General features: G+C 66.2%; 24 protein-coding genes. 5 read left to right on the top strand and 19 right to left on the bottom strand.

Translation table 11 applies throughout. From position 1 onward, the window contains the following. Nucleotides 1-7: 7 nt before the first annotated feature. From OKW28_RS41240 to flgB, 3 genes are all read right to left on the bottom strand, one after another. Nucleotides 8-742 (bottom strand): flagellar hook assembly protein FlgD, encoded by a 735-nt coding sequence (locus OKW28_RS41240; RefSeq protein ID WP_429453954.1) that lies wholly within the window; start codon nt 740-742, stop codon nt 8-10. A 10-nt stretch (nt 743-752) separates the two neighbouring features. Beyond that, on the bottom strand, nt 753-1,178 hold the full coding sequence (flgC, locus tag OKW28_RS41235) for a flagellar basal body rod protein FlgC (RefSeq protein ID WP_026225509.1): 426 nt from the start codon (nt 1,176-1,178) through the stop codon (nt 753-755). 128 nt (nt 1,179-1,306) lie between these two features. Next, nucleotides 1,307-1,807, bottom strand: coding sequence for a flagellar basal body rod protein FlgB (gene flgB / locus OKW28_RS41230; protein WP_090802505.1), 501 nt, complete (start codon nt 1,805-1,807; stop codon nt 1,307-1,309). 218 nt (nt 1,808-2,025) lie between these two features. Here flgB and flgA point away from each other — a divergent pair, with 218 nt between their 5' ends. The 5 genes from flgA (at nt 2,026) to OKW28_RS41205 (ending at nt 5,460) form a co-directional block, all read left to right on the top strand. Then, on the top strand, nt 2,026-3,501 hold the full coding sequence (gene flgA, locus OKW28_RS41225; RefSeq protein WP_429453952.1) for a flagellar basal body P-ring formation chaperone FlgA: 1,476 nt from the start codon (nt 2,026-2,028) through the stop codon (nt 3,499-3,501). 177 nt (nt 3,502-3,678) lie between these two features. Further along, nucleotides 3,679-4,038 carry a flagellar biosynthesis anti-sigma factor FlgM gene (gene flgM, locus OKW28_RS41220; RefSeq protein ID WP_429453950.1) on the top strand — a complete coding sequence of 120 codons (360 nt, stop codon included), beginning with the start codon at nt 3,679-3,681 and terminating at the stop codon, nt 4,036-4,038. 94 nt (nt 4,039-4,132) lie between these two features. Further along, on the top strand, nt 4,133-4,579 hold the full coding sequence (locus OKW28_RS41215; protein ID WP_429453948.1) for a flagella synthesis protein FlgN: 447 nt from the start codon (nt 4,133-4,135) through the stop codon (nt 4,577-4,579). A 291-nt stretch (nt 4,580-4,870) separates the two neighbouring features. Further along, entirely contained in the window at nt 4,871-5,053 is a 183-nt protein-coding gene (locus OKW28_RS41210; protein ID WP_429453946.1) for a type II toxin-antitoxin system HicA family toxin, read from the top strand. Continuing rightward, nucleotides 5,050-5,460, top strand: coding sequence for a type II toxin-antitoxin system HicB family antitoxin (locus OKW28_RS41205; protein WP_090802498.1), 411 nt, complete (start codon nt 5,050-5,052; stop codon nt 5,458-5,460). Before OKW28_RS41210 ends, OKW28_RS41205 begins: the two co-directional genes overlap by 4 nt. Before the next feature lie 93 nt (nt 5,461-5,553). Here the strand turns inward: OKW28_RS41205 and OKW28_RS41200 are convergent, their stop codons facing one another. From OKW28_RS41200 to OKW28_RS41125, 16 genes are all read right to left on the bottom strand, one after another. Then, on the bottom strand, nt 5,554-6,288 hold the full coding sequence (locus OKW28_RS41200; RefSeq protein WP_429453944.1) for an RNA polymerase sigma factor FliA: 735 nt from the start codon (nt 6,286-6,288) through the stop codon (nt 5,554-5,556). A 30-nt stretch (nt 6,289-6,318) separates the two neighbouring features. Beyond that, the gene (locus OKW28_RS41195; RefSeq protein WP_429453942.1) at nt 6,319-7,188 is read right to left on the bottom strand and encodes a MinD/ParA family ATP-binding protein; all 870 of its coding nucleotides are present in this window, start codon (nt 7,186-7,188) and stop codon (nt 6,319-6,321) included. Beyond that, nucleotides 7,181-9,232: a flagellar biosynthesis protein FlhF gene (gene flhF, locus OKW28_RS41190; protein WP_429453940.1), complete on the bottom strand. Its 2,052-nt coding sequence runs from the start codon at nt 9,230-9,232 to the stop codon at nt 7,181-7,183. The genes OKW28_RS41195 and flhF overlap by 8 nt, the downstream gene beginning before the upstream one ends. 248 nt (nt 9,233-9,480) lie before the next feature. Then, nucleotides 9,481-11,583: a flagellar biosynthesis protein FlhA gene (gene flhA, locus OKW28_RS41185; protein WP_429453938.1), complete on the bottom strand. Its 2,103-nt coding sequence runs from the start codon at nt 11,581-11,583 to the stop codon at nt 9,481-9,483. Continuing rightward, a complete protein-coding gene (flhB, locus tag OKW28_RS41180) occupies nt 11,580-12,815 on the bottom strand; it encodes a flagellar biosynthesis protein FlhB (RefSeq protein ID WP_429453936.1) in 1,236 nt (411 codons plus the stop codon). The genes flhA and flhB overlap by 4 nt, the downstream gene beginning before the upstream one ends. 175 nt (nt 12,816-12,990) lie before the next feature. After that, nucleotides 12,991-14,316 (bottom strand): DUF3443 domain-containing protein, encoded by a 1,326-nt coding sequence (locus tag OKW28_RS41175; RefSeq protein WP_429453933.1) that lies wholly within the window; start codon nt 14,314-14,316, stop codon nt 12,991-12,993. A 14-nt stretch (nt 14,317-14,330) separates the two neighbouring features. Beyond that, nucleotides 14,331-14,876, bottom strand: coding sequence for a DUF2844 domain-containing protein (locus OKW28_RS41170; RefSeq protein ID WP_429453931.1), 546 nt, complete (start codon nt 14,874-14,876; stop codon nt 14,331-14,333). Nucleotides 14,877-15,213: 337 nt separating this feature from the next. Then, entirely contained in the window at nt 15,214-15,924 is a 711-nt protein-coding gene (gene cheZ / locus OKW28_RS41165; protein ID WP_429453929.1) for a protein phosphatase CheZ, read from the bottom strand. A gap of 1 nt (nt 15,925) precedes the next feature. Beyond that, nucleotides 15,926-16,321, bottom strand: coding sequence for a chemotaxis response regulator CheY (gene cheY / locus OKW28_RS41160; RefSeq protein ID WP_018418782.1), 396 nt, complete (start codon nt 16,319-16,321; stop codon nt 15,926-15,928). Between the two features lie 61 nt (nt 16,322-16,382). Then, complete coding sequence (locus OKW28_RS41155) at nt 16,383-17,471, bottom strand: protein-glutamate methylesterase/protein-glutamine glutaminase (protein WP_429454629.1); 1,089 nt, start codon at nt 17,469-17,471, stop codon at nt 16,383-16,385. 5 nt (nt 17,472-17,476) lie between these two features. Beyond that, complete coding sequence (gene cheD, locus OKW28_RS41150; protein ID WP_018418784.1) at nt 17,477-18,196, bottom strand: chemoreceptor glutamine deamidase CheD; 720 nt, start codon at nt 18,194-18,196, stop codon at nt 17,477-17,479. Continuing rightward, nucleotides 18,193-19,164 (bottom strand): CheR family methyltransferase, encoded by a 972-nt coding sequence (locus tag OKW28_RS41145; RefSeq protein WP_429453927.1) that lies wholly within the window; start codon nt 19,162-19,164, stop codon nt 18,193-18,195. The genes cheD and OKW28_RS41145 overlap by 4 nt, the downstream gene beginning before the upstream one ends. Before the next feature lie 204 nt (nt 19,165-19,368). Continuing rightward, nucleotides 19,369-21,225, bottom strand: a complete 1,857-nt coding sequence (locus tag OKW28_RS41140) for a methyl-accepting chemotaxis protein (protein WP_429453925.1) — start codon at nt 21,223-21,225, stop codon at nt 19,369-19,371. Nucleotides 21,226-21,264: 39 nt separating this feature from the next. After that, complete coding sequence (locus tag OKW28_RS41135) at nt 21,265-21,798, bottom strand: chemotaxis protein CheW (RefSeq protein WP_090802480.1); 534 nt, start codon at nt 21,796-21,798, stop codon at nt 21,265-21,267. 78 nt (nt 21,799-21,876) lie between these two features. Beyond that, nucleotides 21,877-24,237 (bottom strand): chemotaxis protein CheA, encoded by a 2,361-nt coding sequence (gene cheA / locus OKW28_RS41130; protein WP_429453923.1) that lies wholly within the window; start codon nt 24,235-24,237, stop codon nt 21,877-21,879. A gap of 96 nt (nt 24,238-24,333) precedes the next feature. Next, nucleotides 24,334-24,711 (bottom strand): response regulator, encoded by a 378-nt coding sequence (locus tag OKW28_RS41125; protein WP_018418789.1) that lies wholly within the window; start codon nt 24,709-24,711, stop codon nt 24,334-24,336. Nucleotides 24,712-24,747 lie beyond the last annotated feature (36 nt).

Genomic DNA, 24,747 nt, shown 5'->3' with positions numbered 1-24,747 from the left:
ATCCGGACTACAGGATCGCTGCGACGCTGGTCAGGCCGACCGTCGAGCCGTTCGACAGCACGAGCCCCGGCGTGCCGCTGCTCTGCTGGACGACGCTTTGCACCGTCGCGCCGGTGAGCGTGGTAGCCGTCGCCTGCTGGCCGTTGATCGTGCCTGTCGCGGTGATCGTGTAGGTGCCGTCTGCGAGCGTGTTGCCCGCCGAATCGGTCGGCGTCCAGCCAACCGGAATCGTGCCGGCCGACTGCTTGCCGAGATCGAGCGTGTTGACGATCGTGCCGGCCGAGTTCTTCACGACGATCTGCAGGTCGCTGACGGAGTTCGCGAGCGTGACGCCGAACTCGTTCGTCTTGCCACTCGACACGGTGATCGAGTTGCCCGGTGCGAGCACGGTCGAACCGATCAGCAGCGCGGCCTGCGACTGCTGGCCCGCCGACAGCTGCGTCGACAGCGAGGAGAGCGACGTATTGAGCTGGCTGATACCCTGCACCGTGCTGATCTGGGCGAGCTGCGAGGTCATCTGCGAGCTGTCCATCGGATTGGTCGGGTCCTGGTTCTTCATTTGCGCGACGAGCAGCTGCAGAAAGGTGTTCTGCAGGTCCGTCGCCGACGTGCCCGACGTGCTGCTCGACGCGCTGCTCGTCGAGCCGGTCGCGCTCGAGCTGCTGCTCGTGCCGTTCATCGTGTCGAGCAGCGTCTGCGAAACGGTCGTGCCGCTGCCGCCGATCGTGGTGTTGGTGGTCAAGGCTCTCTCCTCAGGTTCCGATCGTGAGCGTTTTCAGCATCAGGGTTTTGGCGGTGTTCAGCGTTTCGACGTTGGCCTGGTACGAGCGCGAGGCCGAGATCATGTTGACCATCTCCTGCACCGGGTCGACGTTGGGCAGCGTCACGTAGCCGTTCGCGTCGGCGGCCGGATTGCCGGGCTCGTACGCGGTCTTCATCGGCGACGGATCGTCGACCACGCCCGTCACCTGCACGCCGCCGACCTGCTGGCCGGAGCGTGTGCGCGCGCCGCCGAGCGGACTCACCGCGAACACGACCTGCTTGGCCTTGTACGGCTGACCGTCGGGGCCCGTCGTGCTGTCCGCGTTGGCCAGGTTCGACGCCGTCACGTTGAGCCGCTCCGACTGCGCCGACATCGCGGAACCCGCGACACCAAAAATGTTCATCAGGGATGGCATGTTTCCTGACCTCTCCTGCCGGTTCGCACCGGCTTTACGTTAAGTCCCGTAGCGTTTCTGTTCGTGCGTGCATGCTGCCTGTGTTCAGCTGCTATGCGCCCTGCTTGTGTGCCGTGCTCGTGCCCGGCTTACGACGAGCCCGACGTGATCGCCGACAGCATCGTCTTGATCTGGTTCGACACGACCGTCATACCCGACTCGAAGTGCACCGTGTTGTCGGCGAACTGCACGCGCTCGGTGTCGACGTCGACCGTGTTGCCGTCGAGCGCCGGCTGCAGCGGAATCCGGTATTGCAGGTTGCCGTAATCGTCGGGGCTGCCGCCCGTCGCCGTCAGCGTGGCCTTGCCGCTCATGTGACCGGCCTCGGTCGTGTTCATCGACATGCCGCTCGTCACGCCCGCGGGTTGCGTCATCGCGAGCGTCGAGCTGTTCGATGCGCCTTGGCCCGCGGTGCTGCCGCCCGTCTTCTTCAGCGCGCCGGCGAGCGACGACGCGAAGTCGATATCGCGCGCCTTGTAGCCGGGCGTGTCGGCGTTCGCGATATTCGACGACAGCAGTTCCTGCCGGTATGCGCGCACATCCATCGCCTGCCGGCCGAATGCGAATTCGGCATCGAGCTTGTCCAGCATCGGAATCTCCCGAGAACGTTTCCAAGGCCGTCCCGTGTGCGCATCGTGAGAGACACGCGGCGGGTGCGAAGGCCTTTTTGCATGTGATGCATCTTATGGGTGGGGCGCAACCGGCAATCGGACGAATAACCGGGAAAGGGGGCTTCTATTCAACGTTTGCGCGAAAGGGAGGCTCACTAGAATGCAAGGCGTACCGATGCATTCGATGGAGACCCGCGATGGACCAGCCCACCAACACCTTGCCGCAGCCGGCGAGCGGCACGACGATGCGTCGCGTGGGGGGTGGCCGGGTCGATGAACGGGTCGATGGTTCGGAGGACGCGCTCGTCCAGCCGGTGCCGCGCTCTTTCTCGCGTTGCCTTGCGCATTGCCTGACGCGGGCGGCCGTCAACGTCGCGGTATGGGTTGCGGGCGGCATCGTGTTGCTGCCGGCTACGACCCAGGCGCAGGATGCGGGCGGCCCGATCGTGATTGCCGGGCCCGCCGAGAAAAATCCCGCCGCGCTGAACGATCTCGCGCAACGGATTCAGACGCCGGCGCAGCGCAGCGCGTCGGCGGCGTCGCTCGCGGCGGCGACCGCACAGTCGCTCGGCCGCGCGAGCGCGTCGCGCGACACCGATACGTTCGGGCGTGCCGCGAGCGCAAGCGGCGCGATCGTGATTCCGGGCGCGGGCGAGCCCGCTGCCGCCGCGCCGGCCATCATCCGCACCAACTTCAAACCAGACGCCAACGGCGTCGTGACGATTCCGCCGGCGGCCAGCACTGGGGCGTCGGGCGTCGCGCGCGTCAATGTCGAAGCGGGCCCGGCCGCCAGCGTCGCGAATCAGCGCGTGGTCGTGGCCAATGCGCCGCAAGGCGACGGTTTCGACAGTCTCGCCGCGCGCGGCGAGCCACCCGAGTTCGGCGCGAATGGCAAGCCGATCGCGGCCGCTGCGGCGCAGGCGGCGCATCCCGGGATCGCGAGAACGCCCGCGACGTCGCCTGGCTCGCGCCAACCGGCGGCCGTCATTGCACAGAGAACGCCGCAGACCGCTACCGCCGCGACGGCTGCGCAAGCCGCGCCGCTGCCAGGCCAGCAGGACCCGGAAGCGATTCACGCGAGCGCGCTCGCGTTCCTGCAACAGCAGGCCGTCGGCCTGCCCGGCAAGGCCGACATCACTGTCGCGTCCGCGTTTCCGCGCGGCCTCGCCGCGTGCACGTCGCTCGAACCGTTCATGCCGACCGGCGCGCGCCTGTGGGGCCGGCTGACGGTCGGCGTGCGCTGCGCGGGCGAGCGGCCGTGGACCATCTATCTGCAGGCGCGCATCTCGCTGCATGCGACCTACTACCTCGCCGCCCGCGCGATGGCGCCGGGCGAAGTGCTCACGGCCGCCGACCTCGTCGCGCGCGAGGGCGACCTGACCGGCCTGCCGCAGGCGATCGTCACCGACCCGTCGCAGGCGGTCGGCTCGGTCTCGCTCGTGCGGATCGCGGGCGGCATGCCGCTGCGCCGCGACATGCTGAAGAGCGCGTCGGCGGTGGTGTTCGGCCAGACCGTGCGGGTCATCGCGGCCGGCGACGGTTTCTCGATCTCGTCCGAGGGCAGCGCGATGAACAACGCGTCGCCGGGCCAGCAGGTGCGCGTGAAGACCGCCAACGGCCAGATCATCTCCGGCATCGTCAAGGACGGCGGCACGGTGGAGATCCCGATGTGAGCGGGCTGGCGGCAACGAGCATCGTCGAAACGGTCGGCGCCCCGGCGGCCAGGGCAGACGGACGGGGATTGAAAGGGGCAGATGGCCACCTGGCGGCGGGCCGGGTGTCGAGCGATTACGCTAAAGTTTTGATCAGCGGTTGCCGTTATCAGGATCAAATCGTTAGGGAAGCCAATCGTGAAAGTCGATCCCACCACCTCTTCGAATCTGCCGTCGTTGAAAGACGCTTTGTCCCGTTCGCAGCAGAGCGGCGAAGCCACGCCGGCAGCCAGCACCACGCAGGGCGCGACGAGCACAGCCGCGCCGGCCGCGAGCAGCGCGTCGGGCGACACGAGCGTGAGCCTGTCGGATCTGTCGCAGCATCTGCGCAGCCTCGCGGCCTCCGGCTCGGCCGACATCGACACCGCGCACGTCGAGTCGATCAAACAGGCGATCAAGGACGGCAAGCTGCAGATCGACTCCGGCAAGATCGCCGACGGCGTGCTGCAGACGGCGCGCGACCTGTTGCAGAACAAAACCTCGTCGACCGGCAACTGATCGGCATTTCGCCGCGCGGTGATCTGCCGGGCGGCGTCCGACCAACCCGGTTCGCGCGCCAATCGCGAGCCAGTGTGCGTAGCGAGTTGTTGATATGAAAGATGCCCTCGTTGCTACCCTGGTCGAAGAATATTCGACCGTCGAGGCATTCGCCTCGATCCTCACTCTCGAAACCAAAGCGCTGACGGCGATCTCGCCGCTGGAGCAGTTGCCGGCGATCGTCGAGAAAAAAACCGAGCTGATCGGCGTGCTCGCGAGGCTCGAAGCCGCGCGCGACTCGCATCTGGCCGAACTCGGCTTTCCGACCGGCTGGTCCGGCATGGAGCTCGCGGCCAGCACCGACGCGCGCGTCGCGACGCAATGGAAGCTGCTGCAGAAAGCCGCGGATCGCGCGCGGCGCGTCAACACGAACAACGGCGAGCTGATCCGCGTGCGGATGGACTACAACGAGCGCGCGCTAAAGGCGCTGCAGGTCAACGTACCGCGCAAGACGAATCTGTACGGGCCGGATGGGCGAGTTCCAGCTTATTCGGGACTTTGATCGGCCCGCCTGCCCGGCCTGCAATCGCAGCAATATACGAAAAGAATGAAAAAGCCCGTCATCGACGGGCTTTTTTGTTTTCCGTCGCCGCTTTTCCACCCACTTCCCTGTCCGTTCCACGCTGCGTTAGCCGTTCGGCTAGCTGGCGCTAGTCCACCTCGTCACGTTGAAATGGTGACTTCGTTCGAGCTTTCGCCAACGCCGCGGCTTCGACGTGGCCGCAATTCGACGGGCGGAATCTTGTTTGCCCATTGGTTTGTGTAGGCGTGTGTATAATGGAGGGTATGATGTATGAACAGTGCCGAGGTCGTCAAATTGATTCAAGCGAATGGCTGGCAGCTCGTCCGCATAGCGGGCAGTCACCATCATTTCAGGCACGCGGGAAAACGGGGGCTCGTGACCATCCCGTATCCGAAAAAAGATTTGCCGGCCGGCACCCTGAACAGCATTCTGAAACAGGCGGGGCTCAAATGAAGCATCTGATCTTTCCGATCGCCATCGAACCCGGGGACAACACGCACGCGTTCGGCGTCGTGGTGCCCGATATTCCAGGCTGCTACTCCGCGGGCGACACGCTCGAACAAGCGTATGTGAACGCGAAAGAGGCAATCGAATCGCATCTCGAAACCTTGCTCGACGAAGGGTTGCCGCTGCCCGAGCCTCTCACGCTAGGCGAGCATCGGCGCAATCCCGAGTTCGCGGGGTTCACATGGGGTTTCGTGACGACGCGCAATATTCCGGCGTTGAAGAAGGCGGTTCGCATCAACATCTCGCTGCCCGAGGTGCTGGTGCAGGAAATCGACGCGTATGCGCAGGCGCGCGGTATGTCGCGCTCGGCGTTTCTCGCGCTCGCCGCCGAGCATGAGATGGCGAACGCCTGAGCAACGACAGGCGGCACAGGCGCGCATCGGCATCGGCGCACCGCCGCATCTGAAGGCAGCGTTTGAAAAATGGCGTGCGGCGCCGCGGTGGCGTCAGTTCGTTTCGGCGTTCGCCCAGGCCATTTCGCGCAGTCGGGCGCGCAGGCGTGCCACGGCCTGGCTGTGCAACTGGCACACGCGCGATTCGCTGACTTCCATCACCGCGCCGATCTCGCGCAGATTCATGCCGCGCTCGTAGTACAGCGACATCAGCAGCTTCTCGCGCTCCGGCAAGCGGTCGATCGCTTCGATGAGCGCCGAGCGCAGGCTGTCGTCGAGCAGCGCCGAGAGCGGATCGGAATGATCGACGCAGTAGCGGTCCAGAAAAGGTTCGTCGTCCGCGGAGCGGTCGAAGTCTTCGTAGTAGATCAGCTGGCTGCCATGCAGGTCCTGCAGCATCGACTGATATTCGTCGAGCGGCATTTGCAGGTGCTCGGCGACCTCCGCCTCGCTCGCCGAACGGCCGAGGTTCTGCTCCACCTTGTGCACTGCGGATTCCACTTCGCGCGACGTGCGGCGCAGGCTGCGCGGCAGCCAGTCGTTGCTGCGCAACTCGTCGAGCATCGCGCCGCGAATCCGCTGGCTGGCATAGGTCTCGAACTGCGCGCCCTGGTCTTCCTTGTAGCGGCCGGCGGCATCCAGCAAACCGATCATGCCGGCCTGGATCAGGTCGTCGAGATCGACGCTCGCCGGCATTTTCGCGACAAGCTGCAAGCCGAGTCGACGCACGAGCGGTGCGTACTTCGTCAGAACTTCGGCCTGAGAAATCTTTCCCTGAGCGTTGTACATCGTGCTCCCCTTGTCCTTCGTGCACGCCTTTTAAGCGTGATGCGCGGACGGTTGGTCGGCGTGGTGCGCCGCTGTAACTGTCGCAGGCGCCCGCCAGGGCGTTTGCGACGACATCGCTGGCCGCATCGGCCAGTACTGCAATTCGGCGGCGAGATGGCGGAAGTCGCGCGCGGCCGGTGTCGACGGAAACGCGTCGACCACGCAGCGCGACAGCTCGAGTGCCCGTGCGATGCGCACGTCGGCCGCAATGCAGCCGGCGTTTTCCAACGCGACGGTCAGGTAACGGCCGGCCACGCCGGCGAGATTCGCGAACGCTGCTTGCGCGTCGTTGGCGCTTTGCACGTTGTTCGCGAGCACGCGCAACTGCGCGATCGCGTGCGCGTAATGCAAACGCTTGATGCACGCATAGGCCTCGGTGATCGCCTCGCCCGACATGCGCGCGACGATCATCACGTCATGCGCCTGCTTGGCGAGCGGCGACAGATGCCCTTCGTCGTCGAGCTGCGCGTCGATCAGCACGATATCGGCCGAGCCGCCGAGCAGCACACCGAGTTCGGCCTCCGTATGCCCCTCGCGATTGTTGCGCGAGGCGGACAGCACCGAAAAGCCGAGCGCGTGACGCGCGGCGGCGAAATCGACCGGGCTCTCGCCGCGCATCACCGCCGCGAAGTTACCCGCGCCGCGCAAGCCGCCAAGCATCGCGCTCACCGATTTCTCACCGACGCATTCGTCGATCACCAGCACGTCCTTGCCCTGTTGTGCGAGCGCCGCCGCGAGGTTGACCGCCACGGTCGTATTACCGACGCCCGACGACGCACCCGCCAACGCGATCACGCGCGCGCCGCCGCGCGCGAGCAGCCGCCGCAACCCTTCGGCTTGATCTGAAACGAACTTATCCAAAGCGAACCTCGTGCAGCTCGGCCGTCGAACGTGCGGACAGCGAGGACAGCAAAGCGGGGATGTCGTCGTCGTGCGGCACGAACGGCGAGCTGTCGCGCGGAATGCAGAAGGTGCTCTTGATCAGGAATTTCTTCGTCGCGACGTAAAGGTTCTCCGGCACCTTCTGTCCGGTCGATACGTAATGCACCGGCAGCTTGTAGCGGATCACCGTATCGAGCACGCCGCCGAGGTTGGTCGCTTCGTCGAGCTTGGTCAGAATGCAGCCGGCGAGCGGCTGCTGGTCCGGCGCGCGCTGATACGCCTGCACGACTTCGTTCAACGTGTCGCCGTGGCTCGTCGCGTTGAGCAGCAACAGACGCTGCACCGGCTGGCCGGCGCGGCTTAGCATCGCGATCTGGTCGGACACGAGCCGGTCGCGCTGGCTCATACCGATCGTGTCGATCAGCACGATGTGCTTGTTACGCAATTCCGAGAGCGCGAGCTGCAGATCGGCGCTGTCCTTCACCGCATGCACCGAAACGCCGAGAATCTTGCCGAAGATGCGCAGCTGTTCGTGACCGCCGATGCGATAGCTGTCGGTCGTCAGCAGCGCCACCTTGCTCGCGCCGAAGCGCATCACGCAGCGCGCTGCGAGCTTCGCGGTGGTCGTCGTCTTGCCGACGCCGGTCGGCCCCATCAACGCGAACACGCCGCCGCGCTCCATCAGCGCGTCTTCGTCCTCCATCACCGGCAGGTTCGACTCGAGCACCGAGCGTACCCAGTCCATGCCGCCATCCATCGTGTCGACCTCTTCGGGCATGTTGTCGACCAGCATCTGCACGAGCTGCGCGGAAAAGCCGGCGGCGAACAGGTGCTTGGTGAGCGCGGCGCGTGCGGGACTGCGGCGCTGTCGATCGCCCCACAGCAGACCCGCGAAGTGCTCTTCCATCATGTCTCGCATCGACGACAGCTCGTTCATCACGGTGTCCTTGACGACCTGCTCCATGCGCCCCTTGATCGCTTCGGCGACGGCGGACGGCGTGCGGCTTTCGTCAGTAGCGGACGGCACGGGCGCGATCTTCTGAGCGGCGCGGCGCGCAGCGACTTCGGCGGCTTCGCGCGCCCAGTCGGGCGTGTCGATCACCGGCGGCACGGCGGCCGGCCGCGCGTCGACCGCGCTGCCGAGGCCTTTGGCGGTCGCGACGGCGGGGGTCATCGCGGCAGGACGCGCGCTGTATTGGCCGCTCTGTTGCTGCTGCTCGGCCGCGATGCGGCGCGCGTGATCGATGAGCCACGGATTCGACTCGGCCATCGTGCGCTGCGCGGCGGCTTCGCTCGATGGGATTGCCGGCGGTACCGGCACGCCGGCAGCTTTCAGCAAATCCGCGCGGATGTCTTTCGACAGGCGCGCGGCCGCGGCGCGGGCGCTCGCGCCGGAAGGCGTGGCGGCAGCCGCGGACGTGGCCGGTGCGTTGAACGATGTGGCCGCGCTGGATGCCGACTGGCTTGCGGCGGGCGCGGGGCCTGTCGCGATGGCCGCGGACGCGCCGGTCGCGCCCAGCATCGCCGGGCCGATTGGAGAATTGCCGGGCAACGCGGCGGCGGACGCTGCTTGATTCGCGGACATGCTGAGCGCCTGGCTGACCGCCGAATTGAGCGCCGAATTGAGCGCCGTCCTGTTCACCGAGCCGGCCATGAAATCCGCAGCCGCATGCGCCGGCTCGATCGCCGGCGTCGCTTCACCACCCGCTTCCGGGCTCGCGCCGAACACCGACGAAAACACGTCCGGCATTGCGCTCGCGTACGGATTCGTCGGCGCCGCGAACAATCCGCGCGGGGCCAGCGTCGATGCCGCACCTGAGCTCGTGCCGAGCGCCGCGGCCTGCGCGCCTTCACGCGCTTTCGGCGTGATCGCGGCGAGATCGCTATCGGCGAGCGCGACGATTTCGACGCTGCCGTCGTCCATCGTGCGATTCGACAGCACGACCGCATCGGGGCCAAGTGCTTCGCGAACGAGACGCAGCGCGTCGCGACTGGTAGCACCGACAAATTTACGAATGTTCAAGCTGGACCCCCGATGAGGTATACGGACTGACGGACCGGCAATACACCGCTTCCCATTGCGATCAATTATTGCGAAAGGCGTCGGGCGACGATCGATGGATAAAGACCGTTAAAGGTGGGTAATTCGCGCGATGGACACACGGCAGGCGCATCGTTCGACGAGCCTGGGAGAGCCGTGCAAACGCAAACCGGCGCCCCATTGGAGCGCCGGTTTGCGTTGTATCGACGGCCGCGAGCGAGCGACCTTCGTCAGCCGTGCGCGCCGATCAGATTGACCACCTTGACGTTGCGCGTATCGGGCACTTCCGCATACGAGAGCACCTTCAGCTGCGGCAGGCTGCGGCGCAGGAAGCGCGCGAGCATCGGCCGCAGTGCGTGCTGCACCAGCAGCACCGGAGCGAGGCCAAGGTTCTGCTGACGCGTCATCGCTTTCTGCGTTTCGGTGAGCAGCGTGTTCGCGAGACCCGGTTCGAGGCCCGGGTTCGGTCCGGTCGATAGCGCCTGCGACAGCACCCGTTCGAGGTTCGCGTCGAGGCCCATCACCTGCATGTCGGCGGTGCCGGGGAACCACTGCTGCGTGATCGCGCGGCCCAGCGCGAGCCGCACCGCGGCGGTGAGGTCGTGCGGGTCGGTGAGCTTGGCCGCGTGTTCGGCGAGCGCTTCGAGGATCGTGCGCATGTCGCGAATCGGCACGCCTTCTTCGAGCAGGTTCTGCAGCACCTTTTGCAGCGTGGTGAGCGGCAGCATCTTCGGCACCAGATCGTCGACGAGCGACGCCGTGTCCTTCTGCATCCGCTCGACCAGCGACTGCACCTCGCGGCGGCCGAGCAGCTCCGACGCGTGCGTGACGACGAGGTGATTCAGGTGCGTCGCGACCACCGTGCTCGAATCGACGACCGTGTAACCGTATACCTGCGCCTGTTCGCGCAGATTCGTGTCGATCCAGATGGCGGGCAGGCCGAACGCCGGGTCCTGGGTCGGCGTGCCCGGCAGCGCGGCCGATACCTGGCCCGGGTTGATCGCGAGCCACTGGCCTGGATACGCCTCGCCCGAGCCGACCTCGACGCCCTTCAACGCGATCCGATAGCCGTTCGGCCGCAATTCGAGGTTGTCGCGGATATGAATGACCGGCGGCAAGAAGCCGATTTCCTGCGCGAACTTCTTGCGGATGCTCTTGATCCGCTTGAGCAGCTCGCCGTCCGAGTTCTTGTCGACGAGCGGAATCAGCCGGTAGCCGACTTCGAGGCCGAGCGTGTCGATCATCGTCACGTCGTCCCAGCTCGCCTCGGCGTTTTCGACCGGCGCCAGCGCGGCCGGCGCGACGTCGACGAGCGCCGGTGCGTTCTTGCGCTCCTCGGTGCGCTTCTTCATCGTGCGGCCGAGCTGGATCAGGCCGCCGCCGAGAATCAGGAACGCGAAGTGCGGCATGCCCGGGATCAGGCCCATCAGCACGAGAATGCAGCCGGTGATCATCAGCACGCGCGGGTTCGTGAACAGCTGGCCGGTCAGCTGCGTGCCGATGTCCTCGTTGGTCGCGACGCGCGACACGATCACGCCGGCCGCCGTCGAAATCACCAGCGACGGAATCTGCGCGACGAGGCCGTCGCCGATCGTCAGCAGCGTGTAGTTCTTGCCCGCCGCGGCAAAACTCATGTCGTGCTGGACCATCCCGACGATCAGCCCGCCGATGATGTTGATCACCATAATCAGGAGGCCGGCGACCGCATCGCCTCGCACGAACTTGCTCGCACCGTCCATCGAGCCGTAGAACTCGGCTTCCTGAGAGATCTCCTTGCGCCGCGTGCGAGCCTGCTCTTCGTTGATGAGGCCGGCGTTCAGATCGGCGTCGATCGCCATCTGCTTGCCAGGCATCGCGTCGAGCGTGAAGCGCGCGGACACTTCGGCGATCCGCCCCGCGCCCTTCGTGATCACCATGAAATTGATCACCATCAGGATCACGAACACGACGATACCAACCGCGAAGTTGCCGCCCACGAGGAAGTGCCCGAACGACTCGATCACCTGACCGGCCGCATCGGGACCGGTATGGCCTTCGAGCAGCACGACCCGCGTCGAGGCGACGTTCAACGACAGCCGCAGCAGCGTCGAGAACAGCAGCACGCTCGGGAACGCGGCGAAGTCGAGCGGCTTCATCGTGTACATGCTGACGAGCAGCACCATCACCGACAGCGCGATGTTGAACGTGAACAGCAGATCCAGCAGGAACGGCGGCAACGGCAGAATCATCATGCCGAGGATCATGCAGATCAGCACCGGCCCGGCGAGGGCGCGCAGGTTGGTGCTGCTCAGCGCATCCGGCCGTCGGGCGAGGAAACCGGCGCGAGCGTTCATGCGGAGGCTCCGTTGTTGTCGTCGCTAGTGGCGTCGTTGGCGTCGTCGTCGGTCGGGTTCAGCGTGTTGGCGGCTTCCTCGGCGGCGTCCTCGTCCGATACGCCGCCCTTGTCGAGTTCGGGCGGCACGTCGAGTTCGGTCGGCGCTACCGGCACGTCGCCGCCTTCGGCCTTGAAGCGGCGCAGCTGATAGACCCACGCGAGCACTTCCGCGACCGCGCCATAGAGCGGCCCCGGAATCTCGCGATTCAGATCGACGTTTTGATAGAGCGCACGCGCGAGCGGCGGCGCTTCGAGCAGCGGCACGTTGTTTTCGGTGGCGATCTCGCGAATCCGCGCGGCCACGAGGTTCACGCCCTTCGCGACCACCTTCGGCGCGCGCATCTCACCATCCGTGTATTGCAGCGCGACCGCGAAGTGCGTCGGGTTCGTCACGACCACGTCGGCCTTCGGCACTTGCGCCATCATGCGGCGCCGCGCGATCGCGCGCTGCTGCTGGCGAATCTTGCCCTTGATGTGCGGATCGCCTTCGCTCTCGCGATGCTCACGCTTCACTTCTTCCTTCGTCATGCGCAGCTTCTTGTGGAACGACCACAGCTGGTACGGTACGTCGAGCGCGGCCACCGCGAACATGCCGGCCACCGTCATGCCGCAGCACACCGCGATCAGATGCACGGAGTTGGCGAGCGCGAGATTGAGCGGCTGCGTCGCGAGCGCGAGGAATTGCTCGTGGCGATTCCAGATCGCCGTGCCGCCGATCAACCCCACCACCAGCGTCTTCGCGAGCGACATGCCGAGCTGGATCGGTCCGTTGATCGAAAACATGCGGCCGAGGCCCTCGATCGGGTTCAGCCGGTTGAACTTCGGCTCGAGCGCTTTCCCCGACAGCTGCCAGCCGCCCAGCGCCATCGGTGCGAGCAGCGCGGCAAGTCCGGTGACGCCGAGTATCGGCACGAGCGCGTGGAGTCCTTGGCGACCCGCTGTGCCTGCGCCGATCAGCATGCGGCTGGTGTCGAACGCGCTCGCGTGGTTGAAGGTGAGCGACGCACGCAGCATGTTCTGCAAATGCTCGCCGATGCTGCCCGACATGCCCCATACGCCGTAGAACCCGGCCGCGAGCAGCGCGAAGGTCGACAGCTCCCGCGAACGCACGATCTGCCCATCCTCGCGCGCCTTCTGCAGGCGCCGAGGGGTGGCGGATTCGGTTTTTTCGAGGTCGCTGTCCTCTGCCACAAAGCTCTCCAGTCGGCCGAGGCACGGCGCCTCTTTCCAGTGAGAGCGATTATTCCTGCTCGACGCAAGCGCCGATCGGCGGATAAGGGCGGAGAAACCGGGGTATTTCGACGGATGAGCGGACGGCGCGCGCGTCTGTCGCGCGCGCCATCCGGCGTTGGATCGACGTGCGGCTTCAGTAGCCGACGAAGGGGGAGGGACCGCCGGTCGCGGTCTGATCGAGGTGGTAGTACACGTAGCGGCCGAAGAAGAACGGCAGACCGAGGTCGAAGCTGGCGTTGCCGCCGATCTGGCCGGCGAGAGTGTTGAACGCGTAGTTGCTGCCGTTGGCGAACAGCGTCTGCGCGTTCAGGATGCCGATGCTCGCGACCGCCGACACGTTGTTCAACCCGACCAGCGTGACCGTGCGGGTTTGCGCCGACGACGGGCAATAAAATCCCGCGAACTGGCTGCCGCACAGCGTGAGCGTGCTATCGGCGAAGAAATAGGCGTTCGAGCCGGAATCGAGGAACGCCTGGACGGTCGTGCCGTTGAAGGTGCTGTTGTTGAGGTCGCCGAATGCGTCGGTCGTGAAGACCTGCGCAGCGGCAAGCGGGTTGTTCCCCTGCGTGCCGATGCCGAACACCAGCGTGCCGGTCGCCGACGCCTGGCCGGTGTTCGAGACCGGCGCCATCTGCACGATCACACCGTTGTTGTCGAGCGGGAATTTCGAGACCGGATTCGTAACCTGCTGATCTGTCGTGACTTGAGTGCGGGCGCACGACGTACCGCCAGGGCAGGCGAAGTAGTTGCTGTAGGTCGCCGCCTTGGTCGGGTCCGCGCACGTCGCGCCGCAATCGTTCAGCGCGGTGCCAATGCCGAGAATGCCATTCGCGCCGAGATCGCTAGCCGTGTTCTGCGCCGAGCCATTGCCGCAGCCGGGCGTGGGCACCGTGCTCGCCGCCTTGTCACCGATGATCTGCAGCGGGATGCTGCTGATCGTCGTTTCACCGCCGATCGCCACGATCGCGGTGCGCACCGAGCCCCACGTGTAACCGTCCGCGAACGTCGCGCACTCGGCGAGGTCCGCGCTGTTACTGCCGATCTTGCTGACCGGCAGTGCGCCGAGCAGCGTCGAATTGAGCGCGGAGCTGACCACGCGCAAGCCGAACGAGCCTGTGTCGACCTGGATATTGTCGATCGTCTGGCAGTTGCTGGACGAGCCCGGCGCGCAGATCCTCACGCTGACGGTCGGGATGTTGATGACACCCGAAACGCCCCGGCCGACCGTGATCGGCACCGTGTTCGACGCGTTCGCGGAGATCGGCTGCTGGGTCGGGCTGGCCGGCAGCGAACCGCCGTTCAGTCCGTTCGAGGTGTTGCTGCCATTGTTGGAACTGGAGTTGTTGTCGCTACCGCCGCCTCCGCCTCCGCCGCAGGCGACGAGCGTCGCCGTGAGCAGCACGGCAAGCGCGGCCTGCATCCAGTTTTTGATGTTCACGGTCGTGAGCATGGTTCGCATCGTCGTCCTCGCCGTTACTGGATGTCGGAACCGCTGACGCCGGCCGGCAGCGCGGAGGGCAGCCACGCGACGCCGCTGTACGCGCCCATGTGACCGCCCGAACGCACCACGATGGCGCTGTCTTCGACGGCGACCGGCCCCCGCGCGTTGCCGCGCGCGGCCCGCACGGCCTTCACGCCGGCCACGTACTGCGGGAAATAGCTGCCGAGCAGATCACTGAGATCGGGCATTTGCGGACCATGCCACGAAATGCCGAATACCGCGCCACCCGTGCTCAGGTATTCGCGCACCACGGTGCCGTTGCCGAACGTGGTCTCGCGTACCGTGTAGGAAGCGGGTGTGGAAGAAGTGGAAGACGCCGCGCTCGATTCAGAACGCATGACACTTTGCGATGTGCCGCTGGCGGGTTGCACCACGCGGGACGACACCGACGCGTCGGAAGGGGGGGTAAGCGGCGCGCTGCCCAGCGCTGCATGGGCTGACTGCGCGGCCGTCAGGGCCAGTAACGAACATGGCAATACGAGCGCCGTGACTCCGGCGCGACCAATACGACTCCACATGAGAAGCTCCTCCCGAGCCGCGGCACGCTTCGCCGACTGCGCGAAGCGGCCGCTTATCCGCAGATGATACGGCACCGTCGCGGCCGCAACGCTGAGGGATGGCCTCACCGGGCGACTGCCCGGCGTTGCGCGGGCCGGGTGCCGTACCGCTTTGACCTCGTAGTATGCCTGCGGATTCTTTCAGCCGGCGCAAGGTGCGCCCACGCGCGCGACTTGCCGCCTATTACTAGCAGGAAAACGTACGGAAGATGGGTAGCCGGTACTCATTGAATGCGTGTTTGGCGCAAATCGCGGAGAAACCACCAGCCCGGCGCGCTTGCCGGGCCCAGTCATTTGCTCAGAAACCGAGGCTCGCGAGCAGATCGTCGACCTGCGATTGGTCCTGCACCACATCCGTCTTGCCTTCCGGATTGATCTGCGGACCGTTGAGCAGATGCTCGGGGCTGCCCGTCGACGACACCTCCGCCTTGAGAGCCGCGGCGTTCGCCGCGAACTGCTCGCGCCGCTCGAGCGCGATGTTCTCGACCAGCACGCCGAGCAGCTGCTGCTCGATCAGATAGACGACGTCGGTGATCTTCTTGATCACCTGGCCGGTCAGATCCTGGAAGTCCTGCGCGAGCATGATCTCCATCAGCTGCGAGTTGGTCGCGCTGGTCGCGTCGGGCACGCCGCGCAGGAAGGTGCGCGTGTCGTTCATCAGCGCGCGCACTTCCTCGCGCTCGATCGGCGCCGCGTACCACTGCTCCCAGCGCGCGTCGAGCGTGCCCGCGTCTCTCTGCAGCTGCTCCTGGATCGGCTTCGCGATGTCGATCGCCGACAGCACGCGCTCGGCGGCCTGCTCGGTCATGTCGGCGATGTACTTCAAACGATCGCGCGCATCGGGCACGGCTTCGGCCGCGCGCTCGACATGCTTGTCGAGCCCGAGTTCGCGCATCGAATCGCGCAGCGTGCGCGTCAGTTGTCCGATGCGGGCAAGGATGCGGTCCGACGCGAAGTCGCCGCTGTCGTTGCCCGCTTCGGCGCCAGGCGTTTGGGTCGGCGGCGTCACGTCAGCTCCCGGCTTTCGCCATCTTCTCGAGGATCTTGTTGAGCTTCTCGTCGAGCGTCGCGGCCGTGAACGGCTTGACGACGTAACCGCTCGCGCCGGCCTGCGCCGCCGCGATGATGTTTTCCTTCTTCGACTCGGCCGTCACCATCAACACCGGCAGGTGCGCGAGGCTCGCGTCGGCGCGGATTTCTTTCAGCATCGCGAGACCGTCGAGGTTCGGCATGTTCCAGTCGGAGATCACGAATTCGTAGCTGCCGCTGCGCAGACGCGCGAGACCGGCCGCGCCGTCTTCCGCCTCGTCGACGTTCGAGTAGCCCAGTTCCTTCAGCAGGTTGCGGACGATCCGGCGCATCGTCGGAAAATCGTCAACCACCAGAATCTTCATTCCCTTGTCCATTTCTTTCCCTTTGCTTGATCCATGTTGCGGCGTTCGGCCGCGTCATTCCATCCGCCACGCATCATACCCGCTGAACGCGGTCACCCATCGACGACAGACGCGCCATCACGCGCCGGCTCATGTCCGGCAGCGCGGCGATTTCGTCGGCCGCGCCGAGCGCGATCGCCTCGCGCGGCATGCCGAACACGATGCAACTCGCCTCGTCCTGCGCCAGCGTGTAGGCACCGGCCTTTTTCATCTCGAGCAGCCCGGCCGCGCCGTCGCGCCCCATGCCGGTCAGAATCACGCCGACCGCGTTCTTGCCCGCATGCTGCGCGGCCGAACGGAACAGCACATCGACCGACGGACGATGCCGGTTCACCGGCGGGTCGTCGGACAGATGCGCAATATAGTTCGCACCGCTCCTCGCGAGCAAAAGATGCGCATGGCCCGGCGCGATGTACGCGTGCCCCGGCAGCACACGCTCGCCGTGCTCCGCTTCTTTAACGGTAATCCGGCACAAACCATTGAGGCGTTGCGCGAAAGATTTCGTAAAGCCCGGCGGCATGTGCTGCGCGATCAGCACCGCGGGCGCGTCGGGCGGCAGCGGCACCAGCACTTCGCGGATCGCTTCGGTGCCGCCCGTCGAGGCGCCGACGATAACCAGCTTCTCGGTACTCAGCAGCGGGTTGTTGAAGAGCGGCGCGGAGCCGACCGGCGCATCCGCGGCCTGCGTGGCCGCATGCTGCGCCGGCGCGGCCTGGCGTACGCGCGCGCGGGCTGCCGCGCGAACCTTGTCGGCGAGCTTTTCCGCGTAGTCGAGCATGCCGTCGCGAATGCCGACCTTCGGCTTGGTCACGAAATCGACCGCGCCGAGTTCGAGCGCGCGCAGCGTGATTTCGTTGCCGCGCTCGGTCAGCGACGACACCATCACAACCGGCATCGGCCGCAGACGCATCAGCTTCTCGAGAAAGTCGAGGCCGTCCATGCGCGGCATTTCGACGTCGAGCGTCAACACGTCCGGGTGGTGCTGCTTGATGAGCTCGCGCGCGACGAGCGGATCGGGTGCCGTCGCGACCACCGTCATGTCCGGCTGGCCATTGATGATTTCGGTCATCAGGCTGCGGATCAGCGCCGAATCGTCGACGCACAATACCTTGATCTTTTGCACAGCGCTCACGCCTCCTCTGTGGTTCTGGCGTTGTTGGAATGAGTCGGGCGCGGGCTCGCGCCGAACAGTTCGATTCTCGGCCGCGCGGCGGCGGCGGCCGGCTTCGCGAACAGCTCGACCCGCTTGCGCGCGGCGGCGAGCCGCTCCGCGCGCGCTTCGGCGCTTTGCCGCACGAGCGCCTGTTCGCGCTCGGCGACGCCCGCTTCCTGTTGCAAGCGCAATTTCTTCACCATCACCTGACCGGTGCGCGGCATGAACGCGACCTTGCGCGGGTGCGAGCCCTGCAGGTCCTCGGCGACGATGCGGATCTTTTCGGTGGCCAGGTAGCGGCGCACGAACTCCGAGTTGCGATCGCCGATGTTCATCGTCGTCATGCCCGCGAGCACCGCGCCGCCGCCGAACACCTTGGCCTCGAAGCGCTCGCGCCGCCCGCCCGCCTTGATCAGTTCGTTGATCAGCACTTCCATCGCGTACGCGCCGTAGCGCATCGAGTCCGACGCGGCCTGCGCGACGTCGGCGCCGTCGTCGGGCAGCATGAAGTGATTCATGCCGCCGATGCCCGCGGTGCGGTCCTGGATGCAGGCCGCGACGCATGAGCCGAGCACGGTCACGAGCACCATGTCTTCGCTCGTCGTATAGAACTCGTTGGGCAACAGCTTCACGCCGGGGCGCTGGAAGTGGTTGTCGTAGTACAGGTTCGAAGCGATCGGCAGCGTGCTGCTCATGCGGCCACCCCGCTCGATTGATGCGCGTCATGCGCGTCAGGCGCGTTGGCGCGCGACGGCGCGCGAGTGCCGCCCACGTCGCGCGTCAGTTCGTAGACGGTCTGGCCGCGCAGCCGGAACGCTTGCGTCACGTACGTGAAGTTTTCCGAATGGCCGGCGAACAACAGGCCGCCCGGTTTCATCAGCGGCTCGAAGCGCGTCAGCACCTGCGCCTGCGTCGGCTTGTCAAAATAGATCATCACGTTGCGGCAGAAGATCGCGTCGAACTGCGTGCGTAACTGGTAATCGCGATTGGTCAGGTTCAGTTGCTCGAAGCGCACGAGCGCGCGCACGTCGGGACGCACCTTGACCATCCCCGAATGCGCGCCCGTGCCCTTCAGGAAGAAGCGCTTCAACCGCTCGGGCGACAGGTGCTTGACCTGGTCGAACTGGTAGACGCCGGCCTCGGCCTTCGCGAGCACCTGGGTGTCGATGTCGGTCGCGAGCACCGACGCCTGGCGCGCGCCGCTGTCGCCGAGCGCCTCGATCAGCGTCATCGCGATCGAGTACGGCTCCTCGCCCGTCGATGCCGCCGAGCACCACACGGACACCGGTTGCGCACGGCGCGGCACGAACTCGGCGAGGATCGGAAAGTGATGGGCTTCGCGGAAAAACGCCGTGAGGTTGGTGGTCAGGGCATTGGTGAACGCTTCCCACTCGGCCGGATCGTTGTCCGCTTCGAGCAGATCGAGATACTGCCGGAACGTATCGATGCCGCGCGCCCGCAAGCGGCGCGCGAGGCGGCTATACGCCATGTCGCGCTTGTGGTCCGACAGCGAGATGCCCGCCCCGCGATGAATCAGGTCGCGGATGCGGGCGAAATCCGCCGCCGTAAATTCGAAATCGCGGCCCGTCTCGACGGACCTGGCCGGCTCTGTGCGGTCAGGTGCTGCCCGCGCGGGGCGTTGTGTTGCGCGCGTTGCCATCATGAAAATTCCTGTCTGCGATATGAGCCATCACGCTCGCCGCCCAGCCGGACTGCCTGGGAAGTAGGAATTGTCGTCGCGGGGTCGCGCCCTCCCGCGAGTACCAGCGACATATGGCCGGCTCGCGACACGCGTACCGTGCGTGCTTCGATGCTTCGCCCATCCGCGGGCGCGATGCCGGTTGACCACATGTCACTCTGCCGTTGCCTAAAATGTTTCCCAGTCCGCGTCCGAGCTCGCCTTCGCCGTGCCCGGCGGAGCGGCGCGCGTGGGCGTGTCGGTCGTGACGCGAGCCGCGGCTGCGGCCGGCCGGGGCTTCAATGCCGGTTCGACGCGTGCGGCCGCGTCGTGCTGCGTGGGGGGCGCCGCGCTCGCCGCAGTTGCCTTCGATTCCTTGCTCGCGCCCACCGGATTCACCGGAGTCGCCGCGCTCGCCGCTTGCGGTGCAGCCCTGGCGAGCCGCGCGGGCGTCTGCGCACGCGTCGCCGGGGCGCTCTGACGCGCCGGTGTACCGGTTACCTTCCAGCCGCCCAGCACCGCCTGCAACTGCCGCGTCTGATCTTCGAGCGACGCCGCCGCGGCCGCCGCCTGTTCGACCAGCGCCGCGTTCTGCTGCGTAACCGAATCCATCTGCACGACCGCGCGGTTGACCTGCTCGATGCCGCCCGACTGCTCTTCCGACGCCGCGCTGATCTCGCCCATAATGTCGGTCACGCGACGCACCGCCTGCACGATTTCGTCCATCGTCGTGCCCGCGCGGCCGACCAGCTCGGAGCCGCTCTTGACCTTGTCGGCCGAATCGCCGATCAGCTCCTTGATCTCCTTCGCGGCGCTCGCGCTGCGCTGCGCGAGGCTGCGCACTTCGCCCGCGACGACCGCGAATCCGCGGCCCTGTTCGCCGGCGCGTGCGGCTTCGACCGCCGCGTTCAGCGCGAGGATGTTGGTCTGGAACGCGATGCCCTCGATCACACCGATGATGTCGACGACCTTGTTCGAACTGGTCGCGATTTCCTGCATCGTCGTGACGACCTGGCTCACCACGTCGCCGCCGCGCGTCGCGATGTCCGACGCGTTCACGGCGAGCTGGCTCGCCTGGCGCGCGTTCTCGGTGTTCTGCCGCACGGTGCCGGTCAGCTGATCCATGCTCGATGCGGTTTCCTGCAGCGACGCCGCTTGCTGCTCGGTGCGCTGCGACAGATCGGTGTTGCCCATCGCGATTTCGCGCGCGCCGGTGTCGATCGATTCGGTGCCGCTGCGGACCGCGCGCACCATCGTCGCGAGGCTTTCCTGCATCCGCTTGATGCCCGCGAACAGACGGCCGATTTCATTGTTGCTGAGCACCTCGACGGGGGTGGACAGGTCGCCCCCGGCGATCCGCTCGAAACAGGCGCTCGCGTCGTTCAGCGGCTGCACGATGAGCCCGCGCAGCGCGAAACGGATGCCGATCACCACCAGCAGCGCGAACACCGTGATCACGCTGATCAGCGTGACCATCAACGAGGCGTTCGACTGCGCGCTCGTCTCCTGGTCGGCCACGCTCTGCTGCAGCGCCTGGATCACGGCGGCGGCAGCCGCGTCGTAGGCGATGAACAGCGGGCTGATCTTCGTGTCCGCGACCGCGTGATACGCATCGAGATTGTTCGCGTTCAACGCGGCGAATTCGACGTCGACGCCGTCGTGCATCACCGTCGTATGTTTCGCGAGCACATCGTCGAGCAAGGCCTGCTCGACGCCGTGCTTCGGCGCGTCGAGATACGCCTGCCAGCTCTGCTTGCTCTTGCCGAGCAGCTCCTGCGCGCGATCGAGCGCCTTCTTCGCCTCGTCCGCGTTACCGGCGGCTGTCAGCGTGTTGAAGCGATCGATCGCGATGCGCGAACGCAACAGATACGCCGACGCATCGTCGAGCGCATGAATCGCCACCAGTTCGCCGCGTGCGATGCGATCGAGCGAGCCGCTCGCGCGATTCAGCGCGGTCAGCCCGAGCGCGCCGACCACCACGGTCAGCGTCACCAGAAGAATCCCCACCATCGTCAGCGACGTGCGGATCGACCACCTGCTCAGCATTTTGATGCTCCTTGTGCCGGGTTCCGTTACTGCCTGCGCTCAGACGCCGAGCGTTTCGGTCAGCGACATCTCGGAGCTGGTCATCAGCTTCTCGATGTCCATCAGGATCAGCATGCGGCCGTCGACCGTGCCGAGACCGGTCAGGTATTCGGTCGTCAGCGTCGCGCCGAATTCCGGCGCCGGCATGATCTGATCGACCGCGAGCGTCAGCACGTCCGACACGCCGTCCACGACCATGCCGACCACGCGATGCGCGACGTTCAGGATGATCACGACGGTCTGATGGTCGTACTCGACGCGGCCGAGATGGAACTTGATCCGCATGTCGACGATCGGCACGATGATGCCGCGCAGGTTGATCACGCCCTTGATGAACTCGGGCGCGTTGGCGATGCGCGTCACGTTGTCGTAGCCGCGGATTTCCTGCACCTTCAGGATGTCGATGCCGTACTCTTCCGCGCCGAGCGTGAAGACGAGGAATTCCTGACCGCCGGCGTCCGCCTGCGCGTCGCGGCGGCCATTCGTACCGCTCGCGTTTGCGACGCTCGAATTGATGGATTGGACTTCTGCCACGTTAGCCCCCAAACGGTTGGGATGAATTGAGTTGAAGTTGTGTTGCGATGTCTGTCAGTGCCGCGTTTGCTGCGTGCGTTACGCGAGGCTCATCGCCTGCGCATGCCCATGCGCATGACGCGATTCACGGTTCAGCGCCGCGACGTCCACGATCAGCGCGACGCTGCCGTCGCCCAGAATGGTCGCCGCGGAAATGCCGTGCACCTTGCGGTAGTTCGTTTCCAGATTCTTCACGACCACCTGCTGCTGGCCGACGAGTTCATCGATCAGCATCGCGAAGCGCCGTCCCTCGGTCTGCATGATCGTGACGATGCCCTGCGTCGGCTCCTGCTTCGCATCCGACACGTTGAACACCTCGTGCAGCGCGACCAGCGGCAGGTATTCGCCGCGCACGCGCACCACGCGCTCGCCGTTGGCGACCGTGTAAATGTCTTCGGCTCGCGGTTGCAGCGACTCCATCACGAAGTTCAGCGGCAGGATGAAGATCTCGTTGCCGACCTTCACCGACATGCCGTCGAGGATCGCGAGCGTGAGCGGCAGCACGATCCGCGTGGTGCTGCCCTTGCCCGCGTGCGAGGTGATCTCGACGTGACCGCCCATCGACTGGATGTTGCGCTTCACCACGTCCATGCCGACGCCGCGGCCGGACACGTCGGTGACCTGCTCCGCGGTCGAGAAGCCCGGCAGGAAGATCAGGTTCCAGACTTCCTCGTCGCTCATCGTTTCGCTGACCTGCATGCCCTGCTTGGCCGCCTTCGCGAGGATCTTGTCGCGGCGCAGGCCCGCGCCGTCGTCGCTGACCTCGATGACGATGTTGCCGCCGTGGTGCGCCGCCGACAGCACCAGCTGACCGGTCGAATCCTTGCCCGCCGCGCGCCGCGCCTCGACGGTCTCGATGCCGTGGTCGAGACTGTTGCGCACGAGGTGCGTCAACGGATCGATGATCCGTTCGATGAGGCTCTTGTCGAGTTCGGTCGCCTGACCGAAGGTGACGAGTTCGACCTCCTTGCCGAGTTTCGCCGCGAGATCGCGCACCAGACGCGGGAAGCGGCTGAACACGTAATCCATCGGCATCATGCGGATCGACATCACCGCTTCCTGCAGATCGCGCGCGTTGCGCTCGAGTTGCGCCATGCCGTTGAAGAGCCGGTCGTGCAGCGCCGGATCGAACGTGCTGGTGGTCTCCGCGAGCATCGCCTGCGTGATCACCAGCTCGCCGACCAGATTGATCAGCTGATCGACCTTCTCGACGCCCACGCGAATCGAGCTGCCTTCGCCGCCGGCCGCCGCGGCGGCCGGACGGGGCGCCTTGCGGTCCTGATCGGCGGACGCGGCCGAAGCTGGTTTGGCCGCCGCCTGAGCCGCCGCGGGTGCCGCAGGCGGCGGCTCGATGCTGTCCGCCTGACCGGGTGCGCTTGCGGCCGCAGCGGTGAGGGCCGCCGGGGTCGACGATGCTGCGGGCTCGGTGTGAAGGACCGGCTGCGCTTGCGCTTGCGCCGCGGGAGCGGCGGGCGCGACCTGCGCGGATTGCGCCGGTGTCGGAACGGCAGCGTCGGGCGTTCCAGGTTCGCCCTGCTGCGCGTCGTCCGCCGGCGCGGTGCCGCGGCCGATCGTGATCTGACTTTCGTCGATCACGAAGCAGCACACGGCGATGATGTCGTCGGAAGATACGTCGCTCGAGAGCCACAGCGTCAGATCGCTGCCGCTCTTGACCTGCCCGACGATGTTGCCCAGGTTGCCCAGCTCTTCGGTGAGCAGTTCCTGGTCTTTCTCTCCCACGCCCCGTAGCGTAATTTTCAGATGTGGGCCGGCGCTGTCGGCCGTGCCCGCGGCTTGTCCGGTCTGTGCCGGTTCGCCGTCGATCCATTCGCCCGCCGCCTGCACCGCCTGTTCGACGACGTGCTCGGGCGGGGTGCCGCCTTGCTGCTGTACCGCGGTTGCTTGTGTTGTTGTTTGGGTTGCCATCGCCTGCGCTGCTGCGGGCGCGGGGGCGCTCACGGCCGGCGCGGTTTCGGCGCTCGCCGCCGCTGCCGGCGCGCCGCCCATGCGGCTTTCCGCGTGCAGCTGCTCCAGCTTCGCGCAGATCGCACGCGCCACCGCCGCATCGGGCTCGGCGCTCGCGCGATAGTCGGCGAGCTGGCCGGACAGCACGTCCTTGGTTTCGAGGAACGTGTCGATCATGTCCTTGCGCAGCACCAGCTCGTTGTTGCGCGCGCGATCGAGCAGCGACTCGAGAATGTGCGTGGTCTCGGTGAGCGCGGTGAAACCGAACGTCGCCGCGCCGCCCTTGATCGAATGCGCGGCGCGAAAGATCGCCGCGAGGTCTTCGGGGTCCGGGTGGGCCACGTCGAGATTGAGCAGCAATTGCTCCATCTGCGCGAGCAGTTCGTCCGCTTCGTCGAAGAACGTCTGATAGAACTGTGTGATGTCGAGTGTCATGCCTGGTTCACCGCGAGAGTGCCTGTCTGGCGTGAGTCGCCGTAGAGGCGCGTCGAGAGCTATCTGTACTGTGTCTAAAGGTGCTGATGACGCGGATCAAGCCGGGTCCGGTTCGGCCAGCGCCGCCACCAGCTCGGTCAGCATGTCCGGGTCGAGCGGCTTTTCGATCCAGCCGGTCGCGCCCGCCGCGCGCGCCGCCTCTTTGAAGGGTTCGCCCGATTCCGTCGTGAGGACGAGGATGGGCGTCGCCTGATAGGCCGGATTTCCGCGCAGCGCGGTGATCAGATCGAGACCGGTCTTGCCGGGCATGTGCTGGTCGGTCAACACGAGATCGAACGCCATCGCGAGCGCGTTTTCGAGCCCTTCGTTGCCGTCCGCCGCGAGCGTGACTTCATAGCCGGCGCCCGTCAGCGTCGCGGCGAGGATCTGCCGCATCGATGCCGAATCGTCGATTGCCAGGATGTGCCTGATCATGAAAACCTCGCTGCGCTTAACACTGGGCCGCCGGGC

It is taken from the genome of Paraburkholderia sp. 40 (genome assembly GCF_050434105.1).
Classification (GTDB): domain Bacteria; phylum Pseudomonadota; class Gammaproteobacteria; order Burkholderiales; family Burkholderiaceae; genus Paraburkholderia; species Paraburkholderia tuberum.
Note: the sequence above shows the minus strand (reverse complement) of the source record. Positions and strands in the feature narration are given on the sequence as shown.

What these genes read in the sequence shown, in the direction of transcription:
- flhA (WP_429453938.1), bottom strand. Translation starts at nt 11,583, where the DNA reads ATGAACGCTCGCGCCGGTTTCCTCGCCCGACGGCCGGATGCGCTGAGC.
- OKW28_RS41140 (WP_429453925.1), bottom strand. Translation starts at nt 21,225, where the DNA reads ATGCTGAGCAGGTGGTCGATCCGCACGTCGCTGACGATGGTGGGGATT.
- flgA (WP_429453952.1), top strand. Translation starts at nt 2,026, where the DNA reads ATGGACCAGCCCACCAACACCTTGCCGCAGCCGGCGAGCGGCACGACG.
- OKW28_RS41170 (WP_429453931.1), bottom strand. Translation starts at nt 14,876, where the DNA reads ATGTGGAGTCGTATTGGTCGCGCCGGAGTCACGGCGCTCGTATTGCCA.
- OKW28_RS41215 (WP_429453948.1), top strand. Translation starts at nt 4,133, where the DNA reads ATGAAAGATGCCCTCGTTGCTACCCTGGTCGAAGAATATTCGACCGTC.
- OKW28_RS41210 (WP_429453946.1), top strand. Translation starts at nt 4,871, where the DNA reads ATGAACAGTGCCGAGGTCGTCAAATTGATTCAAGCGAATGGCTGGCAG.
- OKW28_RS41200 (WP_429453944.1), bottom strand. Translation starts at nt 6,288, where the DNA reads ATGTACAACGCTCAGGGAAAGATTTCTCAGGCCGAAGTTCTGACGAAG.
- OKW28_RS41175 (WP_429453933.1), bottom strand. Translation starts at nt 14,316, where the DNA reads ATGCGAACCATGCTCACGACCGTGAACATCAAAAACTGGATGCAGGCC.
- OKW28_RS41125 (WP_018418789.1), bottom strand. Translation starts at nt 24,711, where the DNA reads ATGATCAGGCACATCCTGGCAATCGACGATTCGGCATCGATGCGGCAG.
- cheA (WP_429453923.1), bottom strand. Translation starts at nt 24,237, where the DNA reads ATGACACTCGACATCACACAGTTCTATCAGACGTTCTTCGACGAAGCG.
- flgC (WP_026225509.1), bottom strand. Translation starts at nt 1,178, where the DNA reads ATGCCATCCCTGATGAACATTTTTGGTGTCGCGGGTTCCGCGATGTCG.
- cheY (WP_018418782.1), bottom strand. Translation starts at nt 16,321, where the DNA reads ATGGACAAGGGAATGAAGATTCTGGTGGTTGACGATTTTCCGACGATG.
- OKW28_RS41145 (WP_429453927.1), bottom strand. Translation starts at nt 19,164, where the DNA reads ATGATGGCAACGCGCGCAACACAACGCCCCGCGCGGGCAGCACCTGAC.
- cheD (WP_018418784.1), bottom strand. Translation starts at nt 18,196, where the DNA reads ATGAGCAGCACGCTGCCGATCGCTTCGAACCTGTACTACGACAACCAC.
- OKW28_RS41205 (WP_090802498.1), top strand. Translation starts at nt 5,050, where the DNA reads ATGAAGCATCTGATCTTTCCGATCGCCATCGAACCCGGGGACAACACG.
- flgB (WP_090802505.1), bottom strand. Translation starts at nt 1,807, where the DNA reads ATGCTGGACAAGCTCGATGCCGAATTCGCATTCGGCCGGCAGGCGATG.